21 protein-coding genes are annotated in these 25,093 nt (G+C 40.8%); 12 read left to right on the plus strand and 9 right to left on the minus strand.

Annotated features, from left to right (window positions below; genetic code table 11):
* Window positions 1–598 precede the first annotated feature (598 nt).
* The 5 genes from MST18_RS00125 to MST18_RS00145 all read left to right on the plus strand — a co-directional run bounded on the left by MST18_RS00125 (window position 599) and on the right by MST18_RS00145 (window position 6,387).
* Entirely contained in the window at window positions 599–1,972 is a 1,374-nt protein-coding gene (locus tag MST18_RS00125) for an MFS transporter (RefSeq protein ID WP_180066004.1), read from the plus strand.
* 360 nt (window positions 1,973–2,332) lie between these two features.
* Window positions 2,333–3,778: an aldehyde dehydrogenase family protein gene (locus MST18_RS00130; RefSeq protein ID WP_180134004.1), complete on the plus strand. Its 1,446-nt coding sequence runs from the start codon at window positions 2,333–2,335 to the stop codon at window positions 3,776–3,778.
* Window positions 3,779–3,865: 87 nt separating this feature from the next.
* Window positions 3,866–4,426, plus strand: coding sequence for a DUF1287 domain-containing protein (locus MST18_RS00135; protein ID WP_180134003.1), 561 nt, complete (start codon window positions 3,866–3,868; stop codon window positions 4,424–4,426).
* A gap of 367 nt (window positions 4,427–4,793) precedes the next feature.
* Entirely contained in the window at window positions 4,794–6,278 is a 1,485-nt protein-coding gene (locus tag MST18_RS00140) for a sodium-dependent transporter (RefSeq protein WP_078194502.1), read from the plus strand.
* Window position 6,279: 1 nt separating this feature from the next.
* Window positions 6,280–6,387, plus strand: coding sequence for a methionine/alanine import family NSS transporter small subunit (locus MST18_RS00145; RefSeq protein ID WP_078194501.1), 108 nt, complete (start codon window positions 6,280–6,282; stop codon window positions 6,385–6,387).
* A gap of 74 nt (window positions 6,388–6,461) precedes the next feature.
* Here the strand turns inward: MST18_RS00145 and rsmB are convergent, their stop codons facing one another.
* Both rsmB and fmt read right to left on the minus strand, forming a co-directional pair.
* A complete protein-coding gene (gene rsmB, locus MST18_RS00150; protein WP_180107714.1) occupies window positions 6,462–7,769 on the minus strand; it encodes a 16S rRNA (cytosine(967)-C(5))-methyltransferase RsmB in 1,308 nt (435 codons plus the stop codon).
* Window positions 7,769–8,728 (minus strand): methionyl-tRNA formyltransferase, encoded by a 960-nt coding sequence (gene fmt / locus MST18_RS00155; protein ID WP_180009587.1) that lies wholly within the window; start codon window positions 8,726–8,728, stop codon window positions 7,769–7,771. Before fmt ends, rsmB begins: the two co-directional genes overlap by 1 nt.
* A 437-nt stretch (window positions 8,729–9,165) precedes the next feature.
* On the opposite strand from fmt, the gene ilvD (MST18_RS00160) reads away from it, so the two are divergent.
* The 4 genes from ilvD (MST18_RS00160) to MST18_RS00175 all read left to right on the plus strand — a co-directional run bounded on the left by ilvD (MST18_RS00160) (window position 9,166) and on the right by MST18_RS00175 (window position 15,110).
* Window positions 9,166–10,995, plus strand: coding sequence for a dihydroxy-acid dehydratase (gene ilvD, locus MST18_RS00160; RefSeq protein WP_180107712.1), 1,830 nt, complete (start codon window positions 9,166–9,168; stop codon window positions 10,993–10,995).
* Window positions 10,996–11,682: 687 nt separating this feature from the next.
* Window positions 11,683–13,368, plus strand: coding sequence for a dihydroxy-acid dehydratase (gene ilvD, locus MST18_RS00165; protein ID WP_180134002.1), 1,686 nt, complete (start codon window positions 11,683–11,685; stop codon window positions 13,366–13,368).
* Between the two features lie 151 nt (window positions 13,369–13,519).
* Window positions 13,520–14,842, plus strand: coding sequence for a hypothetical protein (locus MST18_RS00170; RefSeq protein ID WP_180134001.1), 1,323 nt, complete (start codon window positions 13,520–13,522; stop codon window positions 14,840–14,842).
* Complete coding sequence (locus MST18_RS00175; protein ID WP_180134000.1) at window positions 14,823–15,110, plus strand: chorismate mutase; 288 nt, start codon at window positions 14,823–14,825, stop codon at window positions 15,108–15,110. The genes MST18_RS00170 and MST18_RS00175 overlap by 20 nt, the downstream gene beginning before the upstream one ends.
* Window positions 15,111–15,179: 69 nt before the next feature.
* Here the strand turns inward: MST18_RS00175 and MST18_RS00180 are convergent, their stop codons facing one another.
* Complete coding sequence (locus MST18_RS00180) at window positions 15,180–16,514, minus strand: ISNCY family transposase (RefSeq protein ID WP_016658832.1); 1,335 nt, start codon at window positions 16,512–16,514, stop codon at window positions 15,180–15,182.
* A 567-nt stretch (window positions 16,515–17,081) separates the two neighbouring features.
* Here MST18_RS00180 and MST18_RS00190 point away from each other — a divergent pair.
* On the plus strand, window positions 17,082–17,462 hold the full coding sequence (locus tag MST18_RS00190; RefSeq protein ID WP_168417344.1) for a hypothetical protein: 381 nt from the start codon (window positions 17,082–17,084) through the stop codon (window positions 17,460–17,462).
* Between the two features lie 195 nt (window positions 17,463–17,657).
* Here MST18_RS00190 and nadS read toward each other — a convergent pair whose 3' ends face one another.
* The 4 genes from nadS to MST18_RS00210 all read right to left on the minus strand — a co-directional run bounded on the left by nadS (window position 17,658) and on the right by MST18_RS00210 (window position 20,520).
* Window positions 17,658–17,930 carry a NadS family protein gene (gene nadS / locus MST18_RS00195; protein ID WP_004676016.1) on the minus strand — a complete coding sequence of 91 codons (273 nt, stop codon included), beginning with the start codon at window positions 17,928–17,930 and terminating at the stop codon, window positions 17,658–17,660.
* Complete coding sequence (locus MST18_RS00200) at window positions 17,923–18,243, minus strand: type II toxin-antitoxin system RelE/ParE family toxin (protein WP_002126330.1); 321 nt, start codon at window positions 18,241–18,243, stop codon at window positions 17,923–17,925. The genes nadS and MST18_RS00200 overlap by 8 nt, the downstream gene beginning before the upstream one ends.
* A gap of 147 nt (window positions 18,244–18,390) precedes the next feature.
* Window positions 18,391–19,731, minus strand: a complete 1,341-nt coding sequence (locus MST18_RS00205; protein WP_180133351.1) for an ISNCY family transposase — start codon at window positions 19,729–19,731, stop codon at window positions 18,391–18,393.
* Between the two features lie 180 nt (window positions 19,732–19,911).
* Window positions 19,912–20,520, minus strand: coding sequence for an FMN-dependent NADH-azoreductase (locus MST18_RS00210; protein ID WP_180133350.1), 609 nt, complete (start codon window positions 20,518–20,520; stop codon window positions 19,912–19,914).
* Between the two features lie 98 nt (window positions 20,521–20,618).
* Here MST18_RS00210 and MST18_RS00215 point away from each other — a divergent pair, with 98 nt between their 5' ends.
* Both MST18_RS00215 and MST18_RS00220 read left to right on the plus strand, forming a co-directional pair.
* On the plus strand, window positions 20,619–21,530 hold the full coding sequence (locus MST18_RS00215) for a LysR family transcriptional regulator (protein ID WP_180128562.1): 912 nt from the start codon (window positions 20,619–20,621) through the stop codon (window positions 21,528–21,530).
* 379 nt (window positions 21,531–21,909) lie between these two features.
* Window positions 21,910–22,647: a sulfite exporter TauE/SafE family protein gene (locus MST18_RS00220; protein WP_180133349.1), complete on the plus strand. Its 738-nt coding sequence runs from the start codon at window positions 21,910–21,912 to the stop codon at window positions 22,645–22,647.
* A gap of 3 nt (window positions 22,648–22,650) precedes the next feature.
* Here the strand turns inward: MST18_RS00220 and MST18_RS00225 are convergent, their stop codons facing one another.
* Window positions 22,651–23,559, minus strand: coding sequence for a LysR family transcriptional regulator (locus MST18_RS00225; RefSeq protein ID WP_180133348.1), 909 nt, complete (start codon window positions 23,557–23,559; stop codon window positions 22,651–22,653).
* A 115-nt stretch (window positions 23,560–23,674) separates the two neighbouring features.
* The gene (locus tag MST18_RS00230; RefSeq protein ID WP_067765704.1) at window positions 23,675–24,979 is read right to left on the minus strand and encodes a solute carrier family 23 protein; all 1,305 of its coding nucleotides are present in this window, start codon (window positions 24,977–24,979) and stop codon (window positions 23,675–23,677) included.
* Between the last annotated feature and the right edge of the window lie 114 nt (window positions 24,980–25,093).

Genomic DNA, 25,093 nt, shown 5'->3' on the forward strand with positions numbered 1-25,093 from the left:
GGGGGTGTTTTTTTATGTGCGGAGAAAAGGGAAAAATAAGCAGAAAAGTAGAAGGATAAAACAGGAAAATGAGAAAATTATTGATAGATTGAGACTTGAATTATTTAAACATGGATGATTATTAGACAATAAACGCATTTAAAAATCATCAATTGAGGGAATTCTCAGCCTAAAAATGTCGGAAAACCTGAATGTAAGTCAGCTAAAACAACAGCTTAAATGCCTAATTATCGACTTAAGTGATGGCTGATGACTTATGATTTCGAAATCTACGACTTAGATCGTAGAACTGCGATTTTTTTCTATAAAATTTGAGTTTTATTCTGACAATTTTCATATCAAATAATCTATCGTCTGATTGTGATTTAGCTTCTAATAACGCATTGATAATTAATCATTATTAAAACTAGACCCGCAGTTCATCGACTTTTGTATGTATAAATATTTCAAAAATATTCGAGTTTTTATGACATTTTATTCCCAAACAACATGGATATATCTGAAAGGTATGGATCTATACCTTTGTAATTTTGGACAATTTACATTGAAAAACGGCATTGTAGCGAAAAATAAAACTCACAATTGGAGGTGAGGTTCAATGTCTGCAAGCACAATGAATGTGAATAGCGTTGTCGATAACGCTAAGTTCACAAAATCGCATTTCAGCATCATGATGTGGTGTCTAATTCTTATTTTATTTGATGGTTATGACTTAGCGATCAATGGTGTTGCGCTGCCTTTATTGATGAAAGATTGGGGATTAACAGCTGTTCAGGCAGGCATGCTTGCGAGTACAGCACTTGCAGGGATGATGTTTGGTGCCATGATGTTTGGTACTTTGGCTGATAAGATTGGCCGTAAGAAAGTCATCATGATCTGTGTATTTTTATTCAGTACATTCACATTTCTAGGCGGTTTTGCATCAAATCCTACTGAATTTGGTGCTTTACGTTTTATTGCTGGACTTGGCATTGGTGGAGTATTACCGAACCTTGTGGCATTGACGTCTGAATATGCACCTAAGCATCTACGCAGTACTTTAGTGACCACTATGTTCAGTGGTTATGCAATGGGTGGCATCATGGCCGCTCTATTTGGTTCATGGTTTACTGCGGATTATGGCTGGCAAATCATGTTCTTCATTGCGGGTATCCCACTGTTACTGTTGCCGTTTGCTTGGAAGTTTTTACCTGAATCGCTCACATTTTTGGTGAAGGTGAATCGTCACGATGAAGCTCGTAGGATGATTCAAACCATTGCACCAGAGCAAACGGTGACTGCAAATACTCAACTTGAACTGACTGAAGTTGCTGTTCCGGGTGGAGCGTCTGTTAGAGCATTGTATAAGCAAGGTCGTGGCATAAGTACGATGTTGTTTTGGCTATGCTTCTTTATGTGTCTATTAACCCTGTATGCATTAGGTAGTTGGTTACCAAAACTAATGATGGCCGCAGGTTATTCATTAGGTAGCAGTTTGACGTTCCTATTGGCGATGAATATTGGTGCGGTAATTGGTACGATTGGGGGAGGTATCTTAGCGGATAAGTTCCATTTAAAACCGGTGATCATTACATTATGTCTGGCAGGTGCTGTGGCATTATCTTTACTCGGCTTTAATTCTCCACAGCCTGTGATCTACCTGTTGGTTGCAGTCGCAGGTGCATCAGCAATTGGTTCTCAAATCTTACTCTATAGCTATGTTGCACAGTATTATCCGCTGTCTGTTCGTTCGACAGGAATTGGTTGGGCATCTGCTGTGGGGCGTACAGGTGCGATTGTTGGTCCGATTCTGATCGGCTATTTATTATCACAAGAATTGCCACATCAAATTAATTTTATGGCTGTGGGAATTCCAGTAGTCATCGCAGCGATTGCAGTGTTCTTTATTCGCAAAGCTCAAACGGATGAAGAAGTTGCTGCTTTAGAAAATGTGAATAAGGCTTCAGTGAAAACACAACGTTCATATAGCTAAATCATAGATTTAAAAAGCCCGTCATTTGATGGGCTTTTTTCATGTTGTATTCACATTTTTTATTATTAATTTAGTTTGGAAGAATTTATTAATATTATGATAAATAATGAGATTTTTTATTTTAAATAACTTTTCTAATTTAATGTCATTGTTATATAGAGACTCGATCATCATTTTTTCAGTGCAAGCATAGATCTGAAAATAGGGATGGTATTCAGGGCAATTAGGTAGCTGAGTTTGAGGCTTGTGGTTCATTTTGTTACTTAAATATAGTGAACTCTGTGTTCAGTCAGCGCATGATAGAGGGCATAGATTTATTCACATTTATCAATAATGTCTCAAGATCATGGAAATATCGTCATGTCCAAAGCCGTACAAGATATAAAAGACTATCCGCTCTATGTTGTAGGTAAAGCAGCGACTACCGATCAGTGGTTAGAAGTGGATCAAAAATATACCCAAGACGTATATGCACGCGTTGCACTCGCAGATGCTGCAACCATTGAAAAAGCCATTGATTCAGCGGTTAAATCTAGCGCTGCAATGGCGGCATTGGAACCTTTTCAAAAACAAAAAATCTTACTGCACTGTGTTAAACGTTTTAATGAAATGCGTGCAGAATTGACTGAAATTTTAATTGCGGAAGGTGGAAAACCGCGTAAAGCCGCAGCTGCTGAAGTTGAACGTTTAATTAATACCTTTCAAATTGCTGCCGATGCTGTCACACAGATGGATGATGGTCGCATGATCCCATTGGCGGTTACCGCAGCGGCATCTGGCTATCAAGGCATGGTCAAACATGTGCCAATTGGTCCTGTATCGTTGATCAGCCCGTTTAATTTTCCGATCAATCTGACTGCGCATAAAATTGCACCTGCCATTGCCGCAGGCTGTCCATTTGTTTTGAAGCCTGCAAGTTTGACGCCTATTTCAGCTTTAAAAATTGCGGAAGTTTTGGCAGAAACGGATTTACCTAAAGGTGCTTTTTCAGTTTTACCTTGTCCACGTGAACATGCAGATGTCTTGGTAACAGATGACCGATTTAAACTGCTCAGCTTTACCGGTTCCGATGTTGTCGGCTGGGATATGAAAGCGCGTGCGGGGCGTAAAAAAGTGACTTTGGAACTCGGTGGCAACGCTGCTGTATTGGTTGAGCCTGATACTGAAATTTCAGCGGCATTTATTGAACGTTTAGTCGGTGGGGCGTATAACCATGCAGGGCAGGTGTGTATCAGCGTACAACGCATCTTGGTGCATGCCGATATCTATGCCGATGTGAAGAAAAAACTCGTGGCGAGAATGAAGCAGCTTAAAGCCGCTGATCCTCATTTGGAAAGCACCATGGTCGGTCCAATGATTAAGGAAGCAGAAGCAACACGCGTACATAAATGGGTCGATAAAGCAGTAAAAAAAGGTGCTAAAGCATTGGTTCGTGGTGAACATCAGGGTGCATTGCTCGATCCAATTTTATTGGAAAATGTCGATGAATCGCTAGAAGTGTATAAAGATGAAATCTTTGGCCCTGTAGCGATTTTAGAGAAATACAAAAACTTTGAAAAAGGTATCGCCAAAATTAATAGCAGCCGTTTTGGTTTACAGGCGGGCATCTATACGCAAAATTTGAATAAAATGTTGTATGCGTGGAATCACTTAGAGGTTGGTGGAGTGATTATTAATGACATTCCGTCTTTCCGTGTCGATAACATGCCATATGGTGGCGTAAAAGATTCTGGCTTAGGCCGTGAAGGGATTCAGTCTGCCATTCGAGATATGCAAGAAGAACGCGTATTGGCGATAAAACTGTAGCAGTTTAAACTTGGGCTTTGTTCAGTATGGATCTGTTCGAAGCCCAGTTTTTGAATCATTGCAAAAATCTAAAGTGAATAAGAAAAAATGAAACGAATTTTATTATTGGTCAGTTTGATGACCGTGAATATGGCTGTCTTTGCCTTTAACGCCACTCAAATGGTGACGGATGCACGCAGTCAAATAGGGAAAACCTTATATTACGATCCTGCGTATACTGCACTGCGTTATCCGATGGGAGATGTCCCTTTAATCAAGGGTGTTTGTACCGACGTGGTAATTCGTGCATTACGACAGCAAGGAATTGATTTACAACAAGCCATTCATGAAGATATGAAAGCCAATTTTAAGCAGTATCCACAAAAATGGGGCTTAAAAAGTACTGATAAAAATATTGATCATCGGCGTGTTCCCAATATTCAAACCTGGATGCTACGTCAGGGCTTTGTTGTCAAAGATAAGCAGTATTTGGCCGGAGATATTGTCACTTGGGACTTAGGGCGTGGTTTAGTGCATATCGGTGTGGTTTCAGATCGTAAAGTGAAAGCTAGCGGTGTTCCGCTGATTATCCATAATATTGGAGAGGGCACACAGGAAGAAGATATTTTGCATGCCTATCAAATTACCGGACATTATCGAGTGAAATAACTTTAAAAATTTAATTGGAAATAAAATATTCCTAAAAGTTATATTATTGATAACTTAAATTGTATGAAAAATAAGCTGATTAAATGAACATTTAAGCCTAAACACATTATAAAAATGGAATATTTGCCGTAGAAATTACAGAAAAACTTAAAAAAAGTGAGTATTGTTAATTCATACAAAGGGAAAGTTATTTGTGGTGTTTTTAACCAAAATGCGCATGTGATTTTTCTGTTTGCAATTTGGTATAGACGCTCACAAGGTATCTCACCAGATCAAACACCCAGAATTTTATTTTTATGGTTCTTTTTTTGCTCGCGATATAACCATAACAAGCAGCAGTTAAAGATGCCTGAGGTTTAGGTGTTCTATGTCAGATAATCGTGAAAACTGGTCGGCACGATCAGGATTTATCATTGCCGCTATTGGTTCTGCTGTAGGTTTGGGAAACATTTGGCGTTTCCCTTACGTGGCATATGAAAATGGTGGCGGTGCATTTTTAATTCCCTATTTAATTGCAATTTTTGCAGCGGGTTTGCCTTTATTATTCTTAGATTATGCAGTGGGGCATAAATTCCGAAAAGCACCGCCTACTGCATATAAAAAACTTATGAACAGTGAGGCATTAGGCTGGTGGCAAGTGATGGTGACACTCATCATCGGGATCTACTATGCCAGCGTATTGTCATGGGCCGGCAGTTATATTTTCTACTCAATTGGTCAAAAATGGGGTGAAGATACGCAAGGCTTCTTCTTTAATACCTACTTGCAAAATGCCGATGGAATTGCCTTTGGTTTTGTACCGACCTTATTTTTTGGATTGGTGATTGTTTGGGCGATTACCATGTTCATTTTATATGGTGGTGTGAAGAAGGGTGTAGAGCTTTCGAATAAAATCTTTATTCCATTGTTGGTGATTTTGTTCTCGATTTTGGTGATTCAAGCGGTACGTTTACCTGGTGCTACAGAAGGTTTAAATGCATTCTTTACGCCAAACTGGGATGCGATGACTGACTATAAAGTATGGTTAGCAGCCTTTGGTCATATCTTCTTCTCGTTATCGATTGGTTTCGGGATTATGTTGACCTATGCGTCTTACTTAAAAGCAAAAACCAACTTAACCGGTTCAGGTGTAGTCGTTGCATTAGCCAACTCATCATTTGAAATCTTAGCGGGTATTGGTATTTTTGCGGCATTGGGCTTTATGGCGCATAGTGCGGGCGTACCTGTAAATGAAGTGGTTTCAGGCGGTATTGGTCTTGCGTTTATTGCTTTCCCGAAAATCATTTCGAGCTTGGGTACGGGCGGTGATTTATTTGGTTTCTTGTTCTTCTCATCACTTGCTGTTGCGGGTATCACGTCAATGGTGAGTATTTTGGAAGTGCCAATTGCGTCGTTCCAAGATAAATTCGGCTGGTCACGTAAAAAAGCAGTAACGATTGTGGCAGGTGGTTCTGCCATTGTATCAACCTTAATTTTCTCAACCCACAGTGCAATTACTTTCGTTGACATCATTGACTACTTTGCCAATAACATTGGTATCGTGGCGGGTGGTTTGTTCTCAATTATCTTGGTGTCGTGGTTCCGTCGTCCATTGCTTGCGCAATTACGTGATCATGTGAATCAATATTCAAGTATCAAATTGGGCTTTGGTTGGAACTTCTTATTAACGGTTGTTACTCCGCTTTCATTATTAGTAGCTTTAGGCTTAACCATTAAAGACGTTGCATCTAAAGGCTATGGTGGTTATCCAGTAGACGTGTTATTGCCTGTTGCTGGTGTGGTCATTGCATTCTTTGTGCTTGGTGCGATTGTATTTAGTTGCATGAAAGACAAAAAACCTGAGGAGAAATAACATGAATACATCTGCATTAATCATGATGATCATTTCAATGGTTTTACTTTGGGGCGGTTTGATCTTAGCGTCGATTCATTTAGCAAAACATCCAGATGAAGAAGATTAAGCTTCATCGTTGATAAAAAAGGAACCCGAGGGTTCCTTTTTTATGTGGTACTAAAAAGCAAATTCTATTGCAGATTAAGCTGTTTTTTGAATACGACAGTAGAAGAAGCCATCGCCATAACCCGCTTTCGGGAACAGTTGACGACCATGAATTTGTTCAACACCCCAATCCGCTTCAATTTTAATTTCTTGGGCATCGGCATGATTGGCAAAGAACTCAACCATTTGCTGTTCATTTTCAGCTTTTAAAATCGAGCATGTGATGTAAAGCAGCGTGCCGCCGACTTTAAGCTGCTTCCACATGTTTTCCAAAATTTGTTTTTGTAACACTACAGTTTTTGCAATGTCGCCCGATTGACGTAGTAAACGTATATCAGGATGACGACGCATTACACCGACAGCAGTACATGGGGCATCGAGCACGATACAATCAGCAAGTTCAGGAGCAGTATAGGTGATGGCATCGGCAGTCTGAATTTCAACATGTTTACCATCGAGATCCAAACGATCAAGGTTTTCAACCACACGTTTTAGACGCTTTTCATCTTGATCCAGTGCAATGAGTTTCTTCGGTTGGAAAGTCTCTAAAATATGTGCGGTTTTACCACCCGGCGCAGCACAAGCATCAATCACAAATTTACCATCGAGATTTGGTAATAGTGTTGCACACAGTTGAGCATGTTCATCTTGTACCGAAAAACCACCTGCTTCAAAGCCCGGTAAGCTTGGAATATGTAGGCTTTCGTCCATCACAATACCGACATTAGAGAGTTCACAGCGATGTGCATCGATGCCTTCATCTTCCAAAATATCAAGGTATTCGTCACGGCTGACTTGGCGTGTATTGACACGTAAAGTCAGTGGTGCAATTTGCTTAAGCTCATAACTAAGTTCATCAAATTGTTCGCCCCAGTCTTTTTTCAGGCGTTTGGTTAACCAACTTGGTAGATTTGTGGCTTGTTCAAGTACATCGTAGAACTGTTCTGTTTCACGTGTTGCACGGCGCAAAATTGCGTTGATTAAGCCACTTAAACTTCCCATACCCAATTGTTTTGCAGCTTCCACCGTTTCAGAAATTGCAGCATGAGCTGCGACACGGGTACACAACAATTGGTACAAACCAAGGTATAAACAGGTTTCAACCACTTGGTTATCTACCGGTTTAGACAGAAGCGGTAAAGTCAGTTGTTTCAATGCATACCATTGACGTAAACAACCAAGCACCAATTCATGGAATAACGCACGGTCTTTATCTGACACGATATTCATTTGCTGCGCGAGGACAGATTGCAGCGATTGACCATTTTGGACAGCCAATAACGTCTTCACTACCTGAGCACGTAAATTAAGGTCTCGGGTCGAGGCGTTGGGAGATTGCTTCATTATAAAATTTGTCCAATAGTCAATTTTTGGGTTTGTAAAATTTGTACAGGGTTGAGTGGTTTAGCACCTGGCCATTGTAAAGAGGTCAAAATAATCACGCTGCCATTGGCACAGGCAACGTGTATGCCTTTTTTGTCGATGGCAATGATTTCACCTGCTTGAGCGTTCGGTGCAGACACAGCAGAAAGTTCAGAATGCCAAACACGTAAGTTGTTTTGTTCATCCAACTGAATAAAGGCTACCGGCCACGGATTAAAGGCGCGAATATTACGATCGATTTGTATGGCATCGATGGACCAATCAATTTTTGCTTCGGCTTTTGAAAGCTTATGTGCATAAACCGTTAACGCTTCGTCTTGGACTTCACGGCTGTCCAGATATTGCTGCAATGTTTGTTCAGTGTCTAAAACGGCAGCAATTGCAGTTGCACCTTGCTCTGCAAGTTTGTCATGCAAAGTTGCAGAGGTATCCGTTGCTTCAATCGGGCAGATGGTTTTATACATCATGTCGCCTGTATCGAGTCCGGCTGCCATTTTCATAATGGTGACACCTGTTTCAATATCACCTGTTGCGATGGCACGTTGAATCGGTGCTGCACCACGCCAACGTGGCAGCAATGAGCCATGAATATTTAGGCAGCCATATTTCGGGGTATCTAGCACCACTTGCGGCAAGATCAAACCATAGGCAGCAACCACCATAACATCGGCATTTAAGGCCTTTAATTCCGCTTGTGCGGCTAAACCTTCTTCAGTCGATGATTTGAAATGAAGGGGTTGGTAAACAGGAATATGGTGCTCTAAAGCCAATTGCTTTACGGCAGAAGCTGTGAGTTTTTGTCCACGTCCAGCTTTGCGGTCAGGTTGAGTGTATACCGCAACAATTTCATGTTGTGTGTTGAGCAATGCAGCTAGTGCTGTTGCGGCAAATTCTGGCGTACCGGCAAAGATGATTTTCAAAATGAATGAACCGAATCTGTGTTGAATATGTGGATTATAGCAAATGATTAATGCGTAATTTAGAACATTAGAAATTGATTTTTGCAACTTTGAAGCTGTCCAAGCTCAATGATTTCATAACCCAAAATCGCAAATTTGCAATTTTTAAATAAATTATATTTATATAAAATTTAAAAATTATTCATGAAAGTTTTGTATTGTGCAGCCATTGATGGCGGTATAGTAGATTTCAGTTAAAAGATTTTTGTCGTCAAATCACTCGTTTTTATTGATAGACCCATCTGCCCAAATCTCAGCTTAAAAAGCCATCTTTAAAAACAATGGCTTGGTGTATGATAGGTTTAAAATTCGACTGATTTTACATCATTGTCAGTATGATTTAGCCAGAGTGAATCTGTAGGATTCATTTCAAGCTCAAACTTTGTTGGAAATATAAAATGCCTGACTATCGTTCAAAAACATCGACACACGGAAGAAATATGGCGGGTGCGCGCGGCTTATGGCGCGCAACTGGTATGAAAGATGAAGACTTCGGTAAACCAATTATTGCCGTCGTGAACTCATTTACTCAATTTGTACCGGGTCACGTTCATCTTAAAGACCTTGGTCAACTCGTGGCGCGTCAAATTGAGCAAGCAGGCGGTGTAGCCAAAGAGTTCAATACTATCGCAGTCGATGACGGTATTGCGATGGGCCATGACGGGATGCTGTATTCATTACCTTCACGAGACTTAATTGCAGACTCTGTGGAATACATGGTAAGCGCGCACTGTGCCGATGCCATGGTATGTATTTCCAACTGTGACAAAATTACTCCAGGGATGTTGATGGCGGCAATGCGTTTGAACATTCCAGTGGTATTTGTCTCTGGTGGTCCAATGGAAGCGGGTAAAGTTAAAATCCGTGGTAACGACAAAGCCATCGACTTGATTGATGCCATGATTGTGGCTGCAGATGACAACTATACCGATGAAGAAGTTGCTGAATACGAACGTTCTGCATGCCCAACTTGCGGTTCATGCTCAGGTATGTTCACCGCAAACTCAATGAACTGCTTAACAGAAGCATTGGGTCTGTCTTTACCGGGCAACGGTTCTACACTGGCAACACATGCAAACCGTAAAAAATTATTCGAACGCGCAGGCTCTTTAATTGTTGAATTGGCTAAACGTCATTATGAACAAGATGATTACAGCGTATTGCCACGTGAAATGGTGACCAAAGCCTCGTATGAAAATGCAATGACTTTAGACATCGCGATGGGTGGTTCAACCAATACCGTTCTACACTTGTTGGCTGCAGCCAATGAAGCTGGCGTTGATTTCACGATGGACGACATTGACCGTTTGTCTCGTAAAGTGCCTGTTCTGTGTAAAGTTGCACCTGCGAAAAACGACGTGCATATGGAAGATGTACACCGTGCGGGCGGCATCATGTCAATTCTCGGTGAATTAGATCGTGCAGGCTTGCTCGATACTTCGGTTGGTACCGTTCATGAAGCTTCACTAAAAGATGCCTTGGATAAATGGGACATCATCCGTACTGAAAATGAAGACGTTTACCAATTCTTCCGTTCAGCGCCGGGCGGTGTACCAACGCAAACAGCATTCTCTCAAGATCGATATTACCAACGACTAGATGGTGACCGTGAAAATGGCGTGATCCGTAATGCTGAACATGCGTTCTCGAAAGACGGTGGCTTAGCTGTGCTTTACGGCAACATTGCGCTCGATGGTTGTATCGTAAAAACTGCGGGTGTAGATGATTCAATCTTGAAATTCAACGGTACTGCACGTGTGTTTGAAAGCCAAGATTCAGCAGTAGAGGCGATCTTGGGTAATCAAATCAAAGCCGGTGATGTGGTTGTGATTCGCTATGAAGGCCCACGTGGTGGTCCGGGTATGCAAGAAATGTTGTACCCAACCAGCTACTTAAAATCGAAAGGTCTAGGCAAAGAATGTGCGTTATTGACTGACGGTCGTTTCTCTGGCGGTTCATCAGGCCTTTCAATTGGTCACGTTTCACCTGAAGCAGCAGAAGGTGGTGCAATTGGTTTGGTGGAAGATGGCGATTTAATCGAAATTGATATTCCAAACCGTACCATCAACCTTGCTGTTGATGAAGCAACCATGGCCGCTCGCCGTGCAGCGCAAGAAGCCAAAGGTTGGCATCCAGTTGAAGAGCGTCCACGCAAAATTTCGAAAGCATTGAAAGCCTATGCAATGCATACCACGAGTGCGGCGAAAGGCGCAGTACGTGAAATCTAAATTTTAGATCTCCAAATAAAAAAGCACTCCACATGGGGTGCTTTTTTAATTTACATCTACATAACTTGCATTGGATACGAGGAAATGTCATCCGCAACTGTCTGAGGCAAACGGTAATTTAAAAGTGGATGTTTCTGCGATCATTTTTTTAGTTGCAAACAGTTGCCGAGTTTTGCGGATGACAAACGGTTTTGGTTACTTTTGCCAAAACAAAAGTAACATACGAGCTCCGAAAATTTGCTTTTATAGAGGTAAGACTCCGCTGTAATCAGCTTTTAAATGAAATAATGGGACAATAATTCTAAGTTATAGATTTCTTAATCTGATTGAAAATAATGTTTCTTGAAGCAACTAAATAAAATTTAATAATTAGTGGATGTCATTAAAATTCTAAAAAGACAGCCTCGAATAGTAGCTATAATTTATGTGGCTTTGTGTAGGCAATCCCTTACTTTTGAAAGATCAAAAGTAACAAAAATCTTTTGTTCTCCTGATATGGCATCCCTGCCATACAGGAAAACAGCGACATCCATGTCGCTTTGTCATGTGATTGAATGGTATTGCATGCGCTAAAAATCTCTTTTGTTGAGATGTAATTTCTTTTACATACCGAGCGCTTTCTATACAATAAATTTAAAAGAATCCGCCAAAGCTAAAGCCAAAATCAGCCATCGCCAAGGAAGAACAATGAGTAAAAATAATACCCGCGAACATTCAGCACCTGTTTATGATGGCATAGAAAATGCGCCCGCACGTTCCATGATGCGTGCCACGGGCTTCCAAGATGCAGACTTTAAACGCCCATTTATTGGTATTGCTTCGACTTGGGCCAATGTCACGCCGTGTAATATGCATATTGATGGCTTGGCGCGTGAAGCTGAAAGTGGGGTGAATGCTGCAGGCGGGAAAGGCATTATTTTTAATACCATCACCATTTCTGACGGCATTTCCAACGGTACAGAAGGAATGAAGTATTCATTGCTATCGCGGGAAATCATTGCCGATTCCATTGAAGCCGTAGTGGGCTGTCAGGCCTATGATGGCGTAATTGCCATAGGCGGCTGCGACAAGAACATGCCGGGCTGTATCATGGGTTTGGCGCGTTTAAACCGTCCGGGTCTGTTTATTTATGGTGGCACCATTAAACCCGGAGCAGGTCATACCGATATGATCTCGGTATTTGAAGCAGTGGGTCAGCATGCCAAAGGCGAAATCAATGAAATTCAAGTGAAGCAGATTGAAGAAGTCGCGCTGCCGGGGCCGGGTTCGTGCGGCGGTATGTATACGGCCAATTCGATGGCTTCAGCGATTGAAGCCTTAGGCATGAGCTTGCCAGGTTCATCGGCGCAGGAAGCAGTTTCAGCAGATAAAATTGAAGATTGCCAACGCGCAGGTGAAGCTGTGATGAACCTGCTGCGTTTAGATATTAAGCCGCGTGACATTATGACCAAAGCCGCTTTTGAAAACTCGATTAAAGTGCTGATTGCTTTAGGCGGGTCAACCAATGGCGTACTGCATTTGATTGCCATGGCGCATACCGCAGGTGTGGAACTCTCTTTGGATGATTTTGTGCGCATCGGTAAAGATATTCCTGTGGTGGCCGATGTGCGTCCATCGGGTAAATATTTAATGTCGGAACTGATTGCTATTGGCGGTATTCAACCGCTGATGAAGCGTATGCTGGATGCAGGTATGCTCGATGGTTCTTGCCTGACTGTCACTGGCAAAACTTTGGCGGAAAACTTAGCCAAGGTAGAGGATTATCCTGAAGGACAGCAAATTATTTTGCCGTTTGATGCGCCAATCAAAAAGGATTCACATTTGGTGGTACTCAAAGGAAATTTGTCGCCGACGGGTGCAGTGGCTAAAATTACCGGTAAAGAAGGGCTGTATTTTGAGGGGCCTGCGCGGGTATTTGAGGGTGAGCAGGGTGCCATGCGCGGTATTTTAGATGGCGAAGTACAAGAAGGTGAAGTGGTGGTGATCCGCGGTGTTGGGCCGAAAGGCGGGCCGGGTATGCCGGAAATGTTAAAACCGACTTCAGCGATTATTGGTAAAGGTCTAGGCCAATCTGTTGCACTGTTGACTGATGGGCGTTTCTCGGGCGGCAGCCATGGTTTTGTGATTGGGCATGTGACACCAGAAGCCTATGAAGGAGGCCCAATTGGCTTGGTTAAAAACGGCGATAAAATTTCAATTAACGCTGAAACCCGTGAAATGACTTGGCATGTGGCTGAGGATGAAATTGCTGCACGTCGCGCGGCCTGGGTCAAACCGAAACCCAACTATACCCACGGCGCTTTGGCTAAATTTGCCAAGTTGACCTCTGGTGCGGAAAAAGGTGCGGTGACTGACCTAAATCTAGACGTCTAATCTATTGTTAAACATTGAACATTCAGCCCTGACTTGATATAAGTTTTGCACAAGGCTTATATCTCATTTAAAACAGCTTCATAATAGAAGTTGAATTTTAAGTATGTGCTGGAAGGTTCGGCACAATTCATCATTTTGAGGCAAAAAACGCATGTCACTGTTACGCCGTTGGTTCGATCCAATCCGATCGAGTTGGTTTTATCAGAAACCGACCCGACAAGCGGTGTTACCCACGGAACAAGGTCTGAGTGTTTATCTTCGACTGGATGATGTCTATAGCTATTTGGCTGCGCAGCAACTGCCTCAATTAGAAGAAATTCTCAGTGATGAAATTAAACCACTAAAAGTGATTATTTGTCGTCAGAGTGCAGAACCTCCTAATCAAATGTCCTCGATAGAATGGCAACAATATTGTCTGAATGACGCCCAAATTTTAGCGCGGCAGCATCGTTTTAGTTTTCATGAAACACCTGAACAACCGACCGCTGAATCTTTAGAACAAGCCGAAATTATTCTAAAAAATACCCCATTACGCGGCCAAGACTTTCTTTATTTACTTGAAGATGTGTTCCACATGTTGTGGCAAAAGCAGTATGGCAAGCTGAGAACACTGTACGCGATGGCCAGCCGTCATCACAAAGCACAAGATTTTCCTGAACGTATCTTTACCGATACCCCGATTTTATCAGGCTATTTTGAGTTTGGTGAACGTAAGTACCATGCTGTAGATGATTTACTGCGTTTAACACGCCGTTTAAAACAACAAAAACTCCTGACAGATAACCCGATCTTTATGATCAATCATATTGAATGGCGTGAGCACCTGATCAGTGATGCAGAAGAGTTGAACGAAATTCAGGGACTCGATCCTGAGCTTGATCTCTACATCGCGATGGAAGATCCGATATCATGGTTATTATTGGCTTATATTCGTGAGGAATTGGCGGACTATTATAATATTCAGCTGAATGTGTATCCATTGTCGTATCACGGTCGTGATCTGTTTGACTGGAGTTTGGCAACACGTCTGTCTAAACGGACAGAAGTTAAGTTCACGCCATTTTTCCGGCCTACAGAAGCAGCGACATTAGCTATGTCACAGCTTTACTACAGTGCGCCCGAAGAGCAGCGTATTGATGGGATGTATCGCATTTTGGAGGCCGTATGGACCAAAGGGCGTGATTTATCCTTCAAAGCACATTTTCAGGCTTTACAGTATGAGTTAGAGATTTCTGAACTGACTACTGACGATATTGCTGAAAAATTAAAAGAAAATGATATGCACTGTGAGATGAAGTCACAGCCCGATTTTCCTGTTTTAGAATTACGTATTGCAGGTCAAAGCTATGTATTTAATAGCTTATACCGCGTATGGATGATTGAAAGTATTTTCAGTAATGTGTTAGAAGAGAAGTATAAAAGTGAAAACACCGCTGAAAGTGAAGCCAGAGAAGATGAAGAAAGAAAAAGTTGAGTCATTAGAGCAAGCCCGTGCACAGATTGATGTGATTGATCATGGGATTATTGAGCTCATTGCTGCACGTCAGTTTTATGTCGATCAAGCGGTGCGTTTTAAGCGTTCAGTACAGGATGTTCAATCACCAGAACGTGTCGAAGCGGTAATAAGTAAAATTCGTCTACAAGCCACAGAGCACGGTGTAAATGCAGATACTGTGGAACGTTTATACCGCGATATGATTCAGCATTTTATTCAACGTGAGTTGAAAGAGATTCGTCCATAGTTGGGACCGATTTGATGTTATTCACCAATTAAAATGTCTATGCGATAAACCATTTAAAATGTCCTGTTTTTAACTGCAAGAGTCAAGAACAGGATTTAAATTTCTTTGTTCAATAACAGCTTTCTGAGCTTTACGACTCGGCATACTTTTCTTGAGGCGGGAACGTTTATTTTGTTTTTCCAACTCTTCATGCTGTTGCTGGATATGCGCCAGAACTGAGCCTAATCTTTTATTCTCAACAATCTCATTTTGCTGTAGCCCAGCCAATTTATTGAAGATGCTGTAATTGAGCTTTCGGCCTTCGTGCATGATGGCTACAGTGCCATCCGGGTACTCCAGAAATGAAATGTATTGCCCAACAAGTTTGTGATTCAGTGCTGTTGGCTCAAGCATATAAATACACTTGTCATAAGTGATGGTCAGGTTCTTCGTGACCTTACGCGGTTCCTGCCAAGTAAAAATATCCTCCAGCTCAGCATCAGATTCGGTTAATGGTCGATGTAAATTCTTTGAGTTTCGCGCACATTTGGCGAACTTCTGATTGAACTGCTCAATAAAGCAGGGCAGCCAGGCATTTGCTTCGGCAATCGAACTGATACCCTCCAGGCGCATCTCCTTGATCAGACGGTCCTGAAGTGTCCTGTTGGCACGTTCCACACGTCCTTTTGCTTGTGGTGAGTTGGCAAAGATAATATCAATGTTTAACTCATTCAGAATCCGCCCAAATTGCGTGATCTTGCTGTCCTGGCTCGATTTCTGATTCACTCGGAAGACCGAGTGTTTATCGCTATAAAAGGCCAGAGGCTTGCCGTATTGCTCAATGTAGGCTCTAGTCGAAAGCATATAATCGAAGGTCGTTTCCGCCTCACAGAAGCGCAGATGCAACAGCTTTCCAGTGGCATCATCGATATACACCAATAAACAGCACTTAGCAGCGCGTCCTTCGAACCAGTCATGATATGAGCCATCAATCTGGATCAGCTCACCGAAGCAATCCCGGTTATAACGTGGCTGATATGGACGTTTAAGGCGCTTGGATCGCGGAATCCAGAGGTCATTTGCAGTCATCCAGCGCCGAAGCGTTTCTACCGGGATATCTAGGTCAAACATGCTGCTGAGCTTCTCATGGGCCAAGGTGGGTCCAAATCCAAGCAGATGTTCAGAAATAATGGAAAGACATTTTGATTTTAATAAATCATCATGGCGACGATGACCTGGTTGACCACGACTGGCATGTGCCATACCTGAGACACCATCTTGATTGAGCTTTTGTAATAACCGGGTAATTTGACGGGTTGAAAGATTGAGGATTTCAGCACCACGGACCTGGGTAATACGATGATCTCGAACGTCTTGCAGAACTGCAAGTCGTTGAATTTCTTTGTCAGACATAGTGATCAGCATCTATATTTATATCCAGTCCATGGTGATAAAAACCATCATAAACTAGACATTTTTATTGGTGAGAATATAGACACTTTAAATGGGTTCTAACATTTGAATTTCGTATAAGAGATTTTATGTTAAATAGATTCGATTAGGTGTTTATCTCTATACATCGTAATCTCAGCCTCCATTATAAAACTCAATAAATTCTGAGTTTATGCACGAGTCGTGGTGCCGTACATGATTTTGAACTATTCAAACGCCATTTAAATCAGATTCCTGCAAGGTGTTTTCTCCTTATAAGGGCTACCAAGTGATCTATACCGTGTATCCAAATAGTCTATTGCCATTAAAAGCAAAAAAGCACTGTAGACTAGAGCCTGAGCTAAAACTTTATAACTAAGAAATCAATAAAAGAAGAATTGGAATTGAGCATGTATTTGGGATTTTGAAAACCTTCAAAATTCTTGCTTAACGATATCGCAACCGTGGTAAAAGACTGGGATTAAGATTCAATTTAATTGCAGGAATCTATAATTTGGAACTGAGTAAAAATGACTTATGAAAAAGCTTTAATGGTGTTTTATGGAATCTAATAAAGGTTATCCTCGTTTTTATATTTTTGCTTGTTTAACTCTAATTCCTGTTGTGTATTTTGGTTATTTTGCCAAGGAGTATTTTCTTATGGAAAAAGCAAGAGAATATAAAATAAAAAATAAAGTAAATGTGGGATGTTTGTTTTTGGAGAAAAAATATCAAACTAAACATGGTATTGATAAGTTTGAGGTAAATATTGATGGTAATAAATATTTGCTGAGCGATGTTGTTGTTAAAGGTTTTCCATTTAAAAAAAAATATTATAATTTTCAAAAAGAAATTAGTAATGAAAAAGCTTGTTATAGGGTTTCCTATGTAAAGGTTAAAATTCTATTTTTTGAACGGAGTTTTATTTATGATTTAGAATAGACCTCTTAAATTGGTTAAAATTTAAATATTATTCAATTATATTTTATAATGATTTAGCTAATAAAAAATTAGATAAAAGCCATACTTTCGCAAGGGGTCTATTAATTTGAATGTTAACTTACCCTAAATTAACATAATACACGTTATACGAATTCAAAAAAATGGGAGCTAAGCTCCCATTTTTAATGCATTTTTTTAAATAAGACTAGGATGTGCATCTAAAATTCGAATCAATGTTGCTGCTGGTCCTGTTGGATAGCGTCGGCCTTGTTCCCAGTTTTGCAGAGTACGATGGCTAATGTGGAGACGTGCTGCAAATTCGCTTTGACTTAAACCAGTTTTTTCTCGCACTTCCTTAATATCTGGTAATTCAAGTTCGGTCGTTCGACTAGCTTGGATCTCTTTGCGCTTGATTGCTCCTGCTTCTTTAATCGAAGCAACTAAGTCATCAAATAAGTTGTTATCCATGAAATTGCTCCTTCACGAGTTGGCGCAGAATGGCGGTTTCTTTATCCGTTAGATTATCTTTTACAGATTTTGGATAAGCCACCAAGAAAAAGATTTGATCATCCTCATTTACCCAATAGTAAATTACTCTGATACCGCCACTTTTGCCTTTATTACCTTGAGCACAACGTACTTTTCGAATGCCACCGCCATTCTTGATTAAGTCACCTTTATCTGGCTGAACCAATAGATCTTGTTGAAGTTGACGATATTCCTCATCAGATACAAGGTCTTTGATTTGCTTGGTAAAGATACTGGTTTCAATGAATAACATAGATTCTGTGTACGTCAATGGCGTACAAGTATTCTAGCAGTTTCCACATCAAAAAACGAGAGCTGCTGCTCTTGTTATTCCTAAGTAGAAATGTCCTACCTAATAACCAAATAGAAATGTCCTACCTAATAACCAAATAGAAATGTCCTATATGGACATTTCTAAGTCAAGCACAGGATTTAAATTTCTTTGTTCAATGATGGCTTTCTGAGCTTTACGACTCGGCATACTTTTCTTGAGACGGGAACGTTTATTCTGTTTCTCCAAATCTTCATGTTGCTGCTGGATATGGGCTAGAACCGAGCCTAATCTTTTATTCTCAACAACTGCATTTTGCTGTAGTCCAGCCAGTTTATTGAAGGCGCTATAGTTGATCTTCCGTCCTTCATGCATGATTGCCACCGTACCATCCGGGTACTCCAGAAATGAAATGTATTGCCCAACAAGCTTATGATTCAGTGCTGTTGGCTCAAGTATATAAATACACTTGTCATACGTGATGGTCAGGTTCTTCGTGACCTTACGCGGTTCTTGCCAGGTGAAAATATCCTCCAGTTCAGCATCAAACTCTGTTAAAGGGCGATGTAAGTTCTTGGAATTTCTCGCACACTTGACAAACTTCTGATTGAACTGCTCAATGAAGCAGGGTAGCCAGGCATTGGCTTCGGCAATCGAACTGATGCCTTCCAGACGCATCTCCTTGATCAGACGATCCTGAAGTGTCCTGTTGGCACGTTCCACACGACCTTTGGCCTGCGGTGAGTTGGCAAAGATAATATCAATGTTTAACTCGTTGAGGATCCGCCCAAATTGCGTGATCTTGCTGTCTTGGCAGGATTTCTGATTGACTCGGAATACCGAGTGTTTATCGCTATAAAAGGCCAACGGCTTGCCGTATTGCTCAATGTAGGCTCGGGTTGAAAGCATATAATCAAAGGTTGTTTCAGCCTCACAAAAGCGCAGATGCAACAGCTTTCCAGTGGCATCATCGATATAAACCAGCAAGCAGCATTTGGCGGCTCGTCCTTCAAACCAGTCATGATATGAACCATCAATCTGGATCAACTCACCGAAGCAATCCCGGTTATATCGAGGCTGATATGGCCGTTTCAGACGCTTGGAGCGCGGAATCCAGAGCTCATTGGCAGTCATCCAGCGACGAACCGTTTCCACAGGAATATTCAGACCAAACATGCTCATCAGCTTCTCATGAGCCAAGGTTGGGCCAAAGCCCAGCAGATGTTCAGAAATAATGGAAAGGCATTCAGACTTTACGGCTTCATCATGGCGACGATGGCCAGGTTGACCACGACTGGCATGTGTCAGGCGTGAAACACCGTCTTGCTTTAGCTTCTGTAATAATAGGGTAATTTGGGGGGTAGAAAGATTGAGGATTTCAGAAGCACGGACTTGGGTAATACGATGATCTCGAACATCTTGCAGTACAGCAAGACGTTGAATCTCTTTATCAGACATAGTGATCAGCATCTATATTTTATATCCAGCCCATGATGGTTAAACCATCATAAACTAGACATTTTTATTGGTGAGAATATAGACACTTTAAATGGGTTCTAACATTTTCATTTCTTATAACAGCCATTATGTTAAATAGGAACCTTAGAACAATAGAAAATTATAATTTCATTGCCATAAGGAAGAATATACTTACAATCCTACGTTCGTTTGTAAAGCAATTTGCTGTGAAGCTAATTCAAGTGCTTTAGCTTTCCCTAATGGTTTAATATCAGTGCCTTCAGCATATATAAAATCTACCTTATTAATACCAATTAATCCTAATACTGCTATTAAATATGTTGTAACAGCATCTGTTGGAAGATCTTGATGAAAACCACCACGTGAACTAAAGATAATTGATTTAACACCTTTAATTAATCCTACGGGTGCGGTTTCTGTATATTGAAAAGTTACTCGTGCTCGTGCAATTAAGTCGAACCAGTTTTTTAATTGGGTTGGTACATTTAAGTTATACATTGGTGCTGCAATCAATAATAGATCACAATCTTTCAGCTCTTGAATAAATTGATCAGAGAGAGCCACTGCTGCTTTTACCTCAGGTTTTTCATTCGCCTCTCCACGTAAGGCATTAAATATCTCTAAGTTTAATACTGGTAAGTTCATAGCTCCTAGATCATGTTCAATTATTTGGTCAACATAACCACTTTGCTTACGTCTATATAAATATTTATTAATGAGCTGATTACTTAGAGATTTTTCCTGCATAAAACTAGATTTGATAACTAAAATTCTGTTCATAGTAAGGTTCCTAATATGAATTTTTATTAGATTATCATTGATAAATTGGATACAAAAGTGATAATAAATCAACTCATTGATTCCCAATTGGAACTAATATGCGTGTTAATGATCTGAAAAGTTTGATGGCATTTATTAGTGTTGTTGAACAAGGAAGTTTTACTAAAGCATCAGAAAAATTACATCTGACTCGTTCCGCTGTCAGTAAGATGATTTCAAAGCTTGAGGTACAGCTCGGAGTAGTACTTTTTAACAGAGATACACGTCATTTAGCTCTCACAGAAGAAGGTAGTATTTTCTATGAACATAGCCAGCGGGCTGTACAAGAATTATTAATAGCTGAGACATTATTTGAAAGTAATAATCAAAATATTCAGGGAATGATACGTATCTCTATGCCTGTATTATTTGGACAAAAGTTCATAGTTCCGATATTAAGAGACTTAGCAGATGAACATCAAAATTTGAATATGGTTCTTTCTTTTAATGATCGTTATATTGATTTAATTGAAGATAATTATGACCTAGTGATAAGAATTGGTAATTTAGAAGATAATAGTCAATTAATGGTTAAAAAGATTTCTGAGCATGCAATGTGGCTCTGTGCCACACCTGAATATTTAAAAAGATACCAGATTCCTGAGAGCATCAAAGATTTAGATAACCATCAGACTATTGGATATTTGAAAAATGGGCAGCTTGAAAAGTGGATATTTCAAAGTTCTCATCATAAAACTATGAAATATTTGCCAAAAAATAAAGTTCAAATGGATGACATAAAAAGCATATTAGATTATGTACTAATGCACGGAGGAATTGGTTGGTTACCTTCCTGGTTGATTCAAGAATATATACAAAGTGGTCAATTAATACACCTACTTACTAACTATTCAAGTACTAACTATCCTATTCAAATTGTATGGAAAAGATCAAATTTCTTACCAATACGTGTTCGTACTACCATTGATAAAATAGCTTCATCAATACAAAAAGATAGCGTCATTAAATAAGATTTATAAGAGAGGAATTCTAAATTGATAGTAATACAAAATCTTTCTAGTTTAATTTTTAAACACGGATTTATTAAGCTTTCCTAAAATTAACATAATACACGTTATGCGAAATTCTTGAAATTTTCCTATAAGTATCAATATTTTATTAAAAACCGTTCTAGTAAACAGCATATTGGAACGGTTTTTATATCACTATTCCACCAATACGCTTATAACTTATTCGAAATCAAAAGAGTTTGTTTAGTCCATCTACGCTATCTGCTTTAGACGCTATAACCTAGCCTCAACTTTTTATTGAGGCTCTATTCCAAAAACACTGATTTTTCAAAGTGCCTGAATTGCATAGCATAGAGCCAATTTTTCAGCGAGTTTCGCCATGATTTGGTTCGTCATCACAGTTTTTGCAATCGCAGGTCTAATTAAAGGCACGATTGGGTTAGGCCTGCCTGCGGTATCGATGGGCCTACTCACCATGGTGATCAGTCCATTTCAGGCAGCGACGTTATTGATTATTCCATCTATGGTCACCAACTTTTGGCAACTATTTGCCGAAGGGCAGGTGCTGCGCCTAATTCAACGCTTTTGGCCCTTATTACTTGGGATTATCGTCGGTTCAATTTGGAGTATTTTTCCAACTTTAGGACATGGTGAATTTAAAAGTGAAGCTTTACTGGGGGGCATGTTGGCACTATATGGATTGTATGGGCTTTGTGCCAAAAGCTTGCCGAACTTTGCACCACATGAAAAATGGCTATCTCCAATGATCGGTTATCTCGGTGGAGCACTGACTGTGGCCACAGGTGTAGTGGTGATTCCTGTGGTGCCATATTTGCAAGGTTTGCAGCTCAAACGCGATGATCTTGTACAGTCACTCGGTTTGGCCTTTACCACGTCGACTATTTGTTTGGCAGTGTTCTTACAGCAAAATCCTGTGGAAGATCTCCCGATTGATTATGCCATGTCAGCCTTGGCACTGATTCCTGCGCTCATTGGCATGTGGGCAGGGAAAAAAATCCGTTACCGCATTCCAGAACAAAAATTCCGTAAGGTGTTTTTTATCGGGTTGATTGCCCTAGGTAGCTATATGATGCTGCACCAGTTTGGCGTGATTTAAAGCCTAGACTTGGCCATCTAAAGTAGATTTTTGTGACAGTAGAAACTGACTGAAATGCTGATAATTTAAGGGTAAATCATCAAAATTACGTGCGGTGAGGAGCAGTTTTCGATTGGCCCAGTCACCGCTGAGCTCAACTTGGGCAAAGGTATACAAACTGATTAATCGTTGGGCCGCACGTTTTGGCATGATGGCAATGCCCACACCATTCGCCACCACTTGTGCGATAGCGGCAAAGTTTGGCAAACGCAGCCGATACTGAATTTCACAGCCGAATAATTTGGCTTGTGCCTCGATCGATTGTTGCAAGGAATGATATTGCATTAAACCGACAAAGGGATAATTCAAAATCTCTGCGGGTTTGACGCTAGGTGTCGAGGCCAATTCATGAGTTATAGGGCAAATCAGTACCAAAGGATCATCTGCAAACTCTAGTGTTTGTAACTGTGCAGATTTAAAGAAACCTGAAATTAAGCCTAGTTGTGCATTACCTTGCTCTATCGCTGCAATGATGTCTTTAGACTCGGCTTCATGCAGCTCAATTTGTGTGTTGGGATTTTCCAGTAAATAACGTGGTAGCAAGACCGGCAAATATTCACTTTGTGCAGATGAATTACACCATAAGGTCATATTGGAACTCAGCCCACGCGCAAAGGGCAGCATCGCGTGTTCTAATTGTTGCCCCTCACCTAAGATGCGCTGTGCATGTTCAACCAAGGTTTGACCGGCAAGAGTCAGTTTGACCCCTTTGGCTTGGCGAGTGAACAGGGCGGTGCGGTAATGCTGTTCGAGTTTTTTAATCCGTTCACTGGCTGCTTGTAGCGAGATGGCAGAACGAGCAGCGCCTTTGGTCAGACTGCCGCTGTCTACAATGTGCAGCACCAATTGAAGGTCGAACAAATCCAGTCGCATATGGTGTATTCCTTGGCTAATGCCTTATCTTACCGAAAGAGCAGCTATAAAAAAAAGCGACCTTTCGGCCGCTTTTCAAATGAATGTTGTATTCTTTTTTAAATGCTTTGGAGGCTTATTCTGATTTATCGCCCAAGCTAAAGAACCAATTCAAAATCAGCGCTGCAAATGTAGCAGTACCAATACCACCTAAGTTGAAGTTACCGAATTGAAGTGCAAAGTCACCTGTACCTAAAATAATCGTGACTGCTGCCACCATTAGGTTTTTATTTTTTGAGAAATCGACTTTGTTTTCAATCCAAATTTTCGCACCTGCAATGGTAATTAGACCAAATACAACAATCGATGCACCTGTCAAAATGGCTTGCGGAATGGTATGAATAATCGCACCAAACTTTGGAGAAAGACCAAGGAAGATGGCGAATACACCTGCAAATACAAACACGATGGTCGAGTAAACACGCGTTACTGCCATCACACCAATATTTTCGCCATAAGTGGTCATACCCGGACCGCCGACACCGCCTGAAAGTGTGGTTGCAACACCATCTGCAACGAAGGCTTTACCAATGTGCGGATCAAGATTTTCACCTGTCATCGCGCCTACAGCTTTGATATGACCAAGGTTTTCTGCAACTAAAATCAACGCAATCGGTGCAATGATAAGCATGGCATTGAAATCAAAAACAGGCGAATGGAATTGAGGAACACCAAACCAAGCGGCTTCTTGTACGGGAACGAAATTGATTGGCGTGCCATGACCCATGACATTGGAAATGATGTAATACACCAAGTAAGCGAGTAGAAGGCCAACTAAGAGTAATAGACGTTGTAATAAACCTTTGGTGAACACAGCAATTGAACCCATACATAGTACGGTTACTAAAGCCATCCACATATTAAAGTTATTACCGGCAACCCCTTTAATGGTCACTGGGGCAAGGTTGAGACCAATGATCATCACCACTGCACCTGTCACTACAGGTGGCATGAGTTTTTCAATCCAACGGGTACCCGTTGCCATCACGATAAAACCAAAAATGGCATATAAAATACCGCAGGCCATAATCCCGCCAGCAGCCAATGCGATATTGGCATTTGCTGCGCCAGTACCTGACGCTGCATAACCTGTTGCGGCAATGACCACACCAATAAAGGCAAAACTAGAGCCTAAATAACTTGGTACACGACCACCTGTCATAAAGAAGAACAGGATGGTACAGATCCCCGACATTAAAATCGCAAGGTTGGCATCAAAGCCCATCAAAAATGGCGCAAGGACAGTTGCGCCAAACATTGCAAAGGCATGTTGTATCCCCAATACAACACTTTGCACCGGAGGTAGGTACTCATTTGTACCTACAGGACGTGCATCAATATTGCCTTCGTACGGGCGCCATTTGGGAAACCAATTGGACATAAAATGAGCACTCAATAGATAAATTGTGCACATCATACTCTTGTTTTTTAGAAGATTTAATCTCTTTTAAAAATATTTTGTTCAAACTAATTACATGACTTTACATGTAAATTT

It is taken from the genome of Acinetobacter sp. YH12068_T (assembly GCF_024606005.1).
GTDB classification, from domain to species: domain Bacteria; phylum Pseudomonadota; class Gammaproteobacteria; order Pseudomonadales; family Moraxellaceae; genus Acinetobacter; species Acinetobacter amyesii.

Excerpts from the sequence above, each read along its gene's own strand:
- MST18_RS00180 (WP_016658832.1), bottom strand. The coding sequence starts at position 16,514 with ATGCTGATCACTATGTCTGACAAAGAAATTCAACGACTTGCAGTTCTG.
- MST18_RS00205 (WP_180133351.1), bottom strand. The coding sequence starts at position 19,731 with ATGCTGATCACTATGTCTGATAAAGAGATTCAACGTCTTGCTGTACTG.
- MST18_RS00145 (WP_078194501.1), top strand. The coding sequence starts at position 6,280 with ATGAATACATCTGCATTAATCATGATGATCATTTCAATGGTTTTACTT.
- MST18_RS00200 (WP_002126330.1), bottom strand. The coding sequence starts at position 18,243 with ATGTTATTCATTGAAACCAGTATCTTTACCAAGCAAATCAAAGACCTT.
- MST18_RS00140 (WP_078194502.1), top strand. The coding sequence starts at position 4,794 with ATGTCAGATAATCGTGAAAACTGGTCGGCACGATCAGGATTTATCATT.
- MST18_RS00220 (WP_180133349.1), top strand. The coding sequence starts at position 21,910 with ATGATTTGGTTCGTCATCACAGTTTTTGCAATCGCAGGTCTAATTAAA.
- MST18_RS00215 (WP_180128562.1), top strand. The coding sequence starts at position 20,619 with ATGCGTGTTAATGATCTGAAAAGTTTGATGGCATTTATTAGTGTTGTT.
- MST18_RS00130 (WP_180134004.1), top strand. The coding sequence starts at position 2,333 with ATGTCCAAAGCCGTACAAGATATAAAAGACTATCCGCTCTATGTTGTA.
- MST18_RS00230 (WP_067765704.1), bottom strand. The coding sequence starts at position 24,979 with ATGTCCAATTGGTTTCCCAAATGGCGCCCGTACGAAGGCAATATTGAT.
- ilvD (WP_180107712.1), top strand. The coding sequence starts at position 9,166 with ATGCCTGACTATCGTTCAAAAACATCGACACACGGAAGAAATATGGCG.
- MST18_RS00175 (WP_180134000.1), top strand. The coding sequence starts at position 14,823 with ATGAAGAAAGAAAAAGTTGAGTCATTAGAGCAAGCCCGTGCACAGATT.
- MST18_RS00135 (WP_180134003.1), top strand. The coding sequence starts at position 3,866 with ATGAAACGAATTTTATTATTGGTCAGTTTGATGACCGTGAATATGGCT.
- MST18_RS00210 (WP_180133350.1), bottom strand. The coding sequence starts at position 20,520 with ATGAACAGAATTTTAGTTATCAAATCTAGTTTTATGCAGGAAAAATCT.
- MST18_RS00125 (WP_180066004.1), top strand. The coding sequence starts at position 599 with ATGTCTGCAAGCACAATGAATGTGAATAGCGTTGTCGATAACGCTAAG.
- ilvD (WP_180134002.1), top strand. The coding sequence starts at position 11,683 with ATGAGTAAAAATAATACCCGCGAACATTCAGCACCTGTTTATGATGGC.
- nadS (WP_004676016.1), bottom strand. The coding sequence starts at position 17,930 with ATGGATAACAACTTATTTGATGACTTAGTTGCTTCGATTAAAGAAGCA.
- MST18_RS00225 (WP_180133348.1), bottom strand. The coding sequence starts at position 23,559 with ATGCGACTGGATTTGTTCGACCTTCAATTGGTGCTGCACATTGTAGAC.
- rsmB (WP_180107714.1), bottom strand. The coding sequence starts at position 7,769 with ATGAAGCAATCTCCCAACGCCTCGACCCGAGACCTTAATTTACGTGCT.
- MST18_RS00190 (WP_168417344.1), top strand. The coding sequence starts at position 17,082 with ATGGAATCTAATAAAGGTTATCCTCGTTTTTATATTTTTGCTTGTTTA.
- MST18_RS00170 (WP_180134001.1), top strand. The coding sequence starts at position 13,520 with ATGTCACTGTTACGCCGTTGGTTCGATCCAATCCGATCGAGTTGGTTT.